The sequence below is a fragment of the Allobosea sp. P4_C6 genome, assembly GCF_056402015.1.
Window position 1 is genome coordinate 1 of record NZ_JBFUIF010000112.1, and the last position, 5023, is coordinate 5023.

5 protein-coding genes are annotated in these 5023 nt (G+C 61.9%); 2 read left to right on the top strand and 3 right to left on the bottom strand.

The genetic code is table 11. The features are described from left to right. Positions 1 to 646: 646 nt before the first annotated feature. On the top strand, positions 647 to 964 hold the full coding sequence (locus tag AC1DVA_RS26300) for a hypothetical protein (RefSeq protein WP_476807837.1): 318 nt from the start codon (positions 647 to 649) through the stop codon (positions 962 to 964). Next, positions 961 to 1128: a hypothetical protein gene (locus AC1DVA_RS26305; RefSeq protein ID WP_476807838.1), complete on the top strand. Its 168-nt coding sequence runs from the start codon at positions 961 to 963 to the stop codon at positions 1126 to 1128. The genes AC1DVA_RS26300 and AC1DVA_RS26305 overlap by 4 nt, the downstream gene beginning before the upstream one ends. A 926-nt stretch (positions 1129 to 2054) precedes the next feature. Here the strand turns inward: AC1DVA_RS26305 and AC1DVA_RS26310 are convergent. The 3 genes from AC1DVA_RS26310 to AC1DVA_RS26320 all read right to left on the bottom strand — a co-directional run. After that, positions 2055 to 4178, bottom strand: a complete 2124-nt coding sequence (locus AC1DVA_RS26310; protein WP_476807839.1) for an AAA family ATPase — start codon at positions 4176 to 4178, stop codon at positions 2055 to 2057. Positions 4179 to 4439: 261 nt separating this feature from the next. Next, the gene (locus AC1DVA_RS26315; protein WP_265052881.1) at positions 4440 to 4649 is read right to left on the bottom strand and encodes a helix-turn-helix domain-containing protein; all 210 of its coding nucleotides are present in this window, start codon (positions 4647 to 4649) and stop codon (positions 4440 to 4442) included. A 147-nt stretch (positions 4650 to 4796) separates the two neighbouring features. Beyond that, the coding region (locus tag AC1DVA_RS26320) for a hypothetical protein (RefSeq protein WP_476807840.1) at positions 4797 to 5023 on the bottom strand (227 nt) is incomplete at its 5' end.

Here is a 5023-nt window from a genome sequence, read left to right on the forward strand (position 1 = left end):
CGGGGACGAGCAACAACTTGGCCGAGAATAACAAGCGGTGATTGCATCGCCAATCTATTTAGCGGGGATCTCAGATGTCCTTAGGGACAGCTGAGGAGCACTGCGCCAAGCCCATGATCGACGAGGGTGAGGAGCATATGGAACGCCCTCATATACCGAAGTCGGAACCATGACCCGGATCCAAGAGCGCGGTCGCGCACGTCTGAAATTGCGGTTTCCTGATTGGCGGGCCCGTTTTGATCTGGCCGCAAGCGACGTTTTTCTCGATCTCTGCGAGGCGTACGAATTGGCGAACGTTGTGCTTGACCACTGCATCAGGTCGGACGCACCAATAAGAAGCGCGATGATTACAGAATACCGAGAAATCATGGCTTCTTTGGAAGCGGACGCTAAACGCTTCGCGACAAATGGCCCGGTACATCAACGGTAGCACGTCGAATATGCCGTCGTCGGTCCACCCAGCCCGACATCTACCTGAATACTTGACCATGCTAGTGCTAGTGGGCGCCCCATGCGTTGATCTGGTCGACTGACAGACCGGTCTCTGCCCGCGTAGTATTCCGTTAAGGATGCCGTGAGACTGTCACCGCAGTGAACCGTTGCGTGGTGCGCTGCGGGACCGTGCGCCGTGACCGGAGGCTCACCCATGAAACCCCTCACCCTCGGCCACGCAGCGAAGCTGGCAGGCGTCGGCGCCATAAATAGCGGGCGACTGTCTGCCGAGCGCCATGCCGACAGCTTCTACCGAATTGAACCGGTCGAGCCGAGCCGCGTGTACGAAATCAGGATCGACCAGACACCCGAGACGGCCGTCCAACTGGCCGCCCCGGATGCCGAGGTAAAGGCTTTGCGCGAGATGCTGGCGCGCGTCTATCGGCAGCAGGCGGAGACGGCGACGCGGCTTCTCACAGATCAGCGGCACGCAAGGTCATGGTGGAAGCGGCTGGCCGGTAGTCGGTCATGACCCTGCTTGAATGGATGGCCGTAATAGCCGGCGGCCTGTTTGTTTTGATAGTCGTTCTGCTAGCGGCTGTGCTGCTGTACCTGTGGAACCTAGACAGCGACCTATCCATTTACGAGGTGATGTTCGGGACAGCGCAAGTGGCCGTGCCAGAGAAGAGGCCCTGAAAGAAGCGAACCGGCTCTTAAACTTTAAGCATCGCAGGCAGTCGACCGCCCCCCAGGCGGCGCTGCTGCAGATCCCGCATTGGCTCGAATGAGCAAAACATTGGCGGTTCTCGACAAGCCCGCGCGGCGCACTTCATGAGACACGACGCCTGGACGCAGCTAAGTCCATCCCGCACGTAGCGTACACGCGGGCAACTAAGGGGAGGCACCGCAAGGCGTCGCCCCTTTTCATGCCTGATCTAAAGTCGAGCTAAATAGAGGTGGCGCGTGGATACCAGCGCTCTCCCCTCCGCCATCGCTCCGGATCTATGAACGTTCCGGCATGCATCCCGACATGGGCTGACAATACTTCGTCATACGCCTTGGAATAGCGGGCTCCGCCATAGCGCCAGTATGGGACTGCCCCAGCTTTGGCGAATCATTTCGCTTCCAACGTCGAGCTCGGCCGCATTCGTGCAGGTGGCCACCTCTCGCCCGTAGCGGTCATGGGTTTCGACCGCGCATCTACGCCGTGGCGAATTAGCCCGGCAAGCGCGTCTCGAGATTCCCGCCCACAAGGCGTCGCCTTCCCTGCGTCCGATCGGCAGACTCGGCTCAGCCATGGCGCGGTTCCGCTCTCTCGATTGACCGACATCCGGCCGGGCGCGGGGGCAGCTGATCCATGTCGCCAAAATTGCGATTGGAGAGCCCAGTCCTGCGACCGTCCTGGGCTATTGATGGGCATTCAACGAGGGTGGATTCGCCGCGAAGCAAGACGGTGGTCGGGGTTTGTGCCGACAGGAGTTTCCGCTCCTGCTCCAGTTCGAAACCTGCGGCGCTCTGCTCCACTCCAGTTGCTCCACTCCATATAGGAGTGGAGTGGAGCAGCTTTCGGTGCACCAGTTGCTCCACTCCTGCTCCACTTGGTTTTGTAAAGTGGAGCAGGATCATGCGTCGTCACCGGCAGTCACAAATTGCCGCTGTCGCCGTTGCTCATCGAGGCGTTGCTCGATCTTCAAGGCCTTCGTCGCAATCCACGTCGCGAGGATGGCCTTGGCCCTTGCCTTACCGGCCGGCGAGGAGGCATCGAAGCCGACAATCTCACCGACCTTGTAGCCGGCCCAGTTCCCTGCCTGGATGTTTTGTCGATACTCTCCGCGCCTTACTTCGCGGCGCATTTCCTCCACATGCTGCGCCGTGACCTCATCCAAGACGCCAGGCATTTCCCAAGCGGTAACGACGCCAACCTTGTCCTCCGGCCCCGTTTCGTTCCCGTTGCCGAGCCCGACGCCGACCAACTTGCGCCAAACCGCTCGATCCATTGGCGGAGCCATGTTGGCTTTGCCGTCATCAACGCGGAAATGAAGCCTGCGGTGCTCAGGCTCGACGCTCAGGCGCTCCGCTTCGTCCTTCGACATGACGTTCAGGACGCGTGCGCTGCGGACGGCTCCGATCAGTGAAGACCCGCCGCGAGCGTCCTCAACGGAATACCCATCCTGAGAACCATTCCCTTTTCGAACGTGATGCACCAACTCGATGGCACACCCCGTTCGATCGGCAATCCCGGCCCAGGTCTTGGTGACGCGGTCGATTGCCAGGTTATCATTCTCAGGGACGCCATGGGACGATACGAATGGATCGATCATGAGCAGATCGATGCCATTCTCCTGGATGGCACGCTCAATGCCTTCAACAGTCGGCACGGCTACGGTTATGCGTCCGCCCTTGCCCATCTCGACTAGCTTGATCGGCAAATCGCGACCGCTGTCCAGGAACAGCCGTCCAGCGATATCCTTCGCGCTGATGCCGTAGTGCAAGCAGATGCCGGAGATGCGCCGTTCCAGCTCCTCTCGTGGATCCTCGCCGTTCCAAACCCAAGCCTTCAGGGGCGCCCCCACAGATACGCCGAGCAGGGGCTTGCCCGTCACCATCGCCATCACCTCGGCAAGTCCCAGGCTCGACTTGCCGACGCCGCCGGTCGCGACCGTGGCGCTTACAAACTGGCGGATATAGTGCCGGCCATAGAGCCACTTGCGGGTCGGAATGGTGCGTGGGTCCGCCAGGACGAAGGGCGTTGCCTTGATCGACGGCGGGTTATCGGGGGGCAAATCCACATCCGGATCGGTCCCGAACTCCCGCACGTCCAGCACGTCGGCATCGTCGTGGCCGCGCCGCCGCCATGCATCGTTCGCGTCATTGCCGAGCCCCGACCTGGGCATCGCGATATAGACCTCGCGGCCGGCCTCGCGCCACGCGCTGCCAACTTGTCGGATTGCCTTGGCGCTCGCACCGCTGTCGTGCTCGCCCAGGATGGTGAGGCTGTCCACACCGTTGAGCACCGGAAGCTTTCCGATGGCGCCGGCGGAGCCCATCGCCCAGGCTGGGGCAAAGCCCATCGCCAGACCGGACATGGCGCTTTCAAGACCCTCGCCAACCGTGAGCGCGCCACGCTCCGCGTGCAGCTCAGCCAACATGATGGCGGCGCCGTCAGCCGGCCCCAGCATCATGCGGTCGATCTTGCTGCCTTCCGGTGTCAGGGCCGTGCGGTGGATGGCGACAACGGCGCCCGTCTCGATTGAGCGCATGGCCGCGACCATGCAGGGGAGGCGAACGCCCCGCCCGAACGGACCGTTCGGATGGAAGCGGATCGTGGACATGGCGACGCCATCGGGGATGAAGAGCGCGCGGGAGGCCAGATAGGTCTCCACGATAGTCCCGCGCGGATCGAGCCCTTCCCCCCAGATGCGCAAAGCCGCCGCCTGCCGCCCATCGACCTTGGGCGCATGGTTGCCGTTGGCGTTCCCGTTGACCCTGATGGCGCGAGTTTCCATGCGGTCGAACGTCTTGAGCGCGTCGGGTTCCGGCTGCCAAACCACGCCGAGCTTCTGCTCGACATAGGTCAGGCAACGCATGGGGTCGTCACCGGCATGGCTATGGACGATGAGCTTGCCATGCTTCCCAATTTTGACCGAGAGGCTGCGGTCGTGTGGGCGATGGCCGGGGCCGGGCGCCACGACCTGGCCTCCGGTGACGGTGCCGCCCAGCACGCGAGCGATATGGTTGAGGGGCATCAATTGCCGTCCCTCCCTTTGTCGCTGCCAGCAAGCGCCAGGACATTGCGGCGAGCCCTCATGGCCGCACCTCCTGCGGCGCGAGGCCGGCAAAGCGGTGGGATGGCGCCGGCATGCAGCCCCGTGGCGCGATGGGGACGCGCAAGGCGCTGGACGAGGATGGAGGGGCTGGTATGATCGCAAGGCATTCCAGGAATGAAGCCTTAGCGAGCCCGGCGCTTACCCCAGCGCCGGGTTTCGTGCTTTCCAGACGCATGGTGCTTAGGCCACCTTCCGCTCGCTGGAAGGCAGAGCGTCGAGCCAAGCTTTCAGATCATGCGCTGCGATCAGCGTGCGACGGCCGTGCTTGCGGACTGGGATCCGCTTCGCTTTGATCTCCGCATAGAGGTTGGTCAGCCCGATATTCAAAGCCTTGCAGGCTTCCCTCGGGCCGTATGCCAACGGCGCTACGCGCTCGCTGTAGTTGATCATGGTACGTCCTTGGTTCACCCGCGTTCACTGGAACGCTGCCGGTGGTGACCCCAAGACGACGCCGCAAATGCCGCAAGCCAACATCCGCAAAGTCAGCACGATTACCCTTAGGCGGCGTGCTGCTTTTTATTATTTAAAATCAAATACTTATACGAAGTAATGTTTGTCGAGGTGTTCAATCATGCGCTTCACATCGCGCTTTGTGGCGGGCAAGGCCTTCCCGCGGTTTTCTTCTTGCAGGCGCCACTTGTTCACAACCTCGTATCGCCGCTGCGGCGTGACAAAGGTCGCGCCCTTCCCGCCCCGTGTGCCGTAATGCTCTTGCAAAGCGGTCGCTATGTTTAGCCGCATTTCCGTGAGGGCCCGCCCTCGGC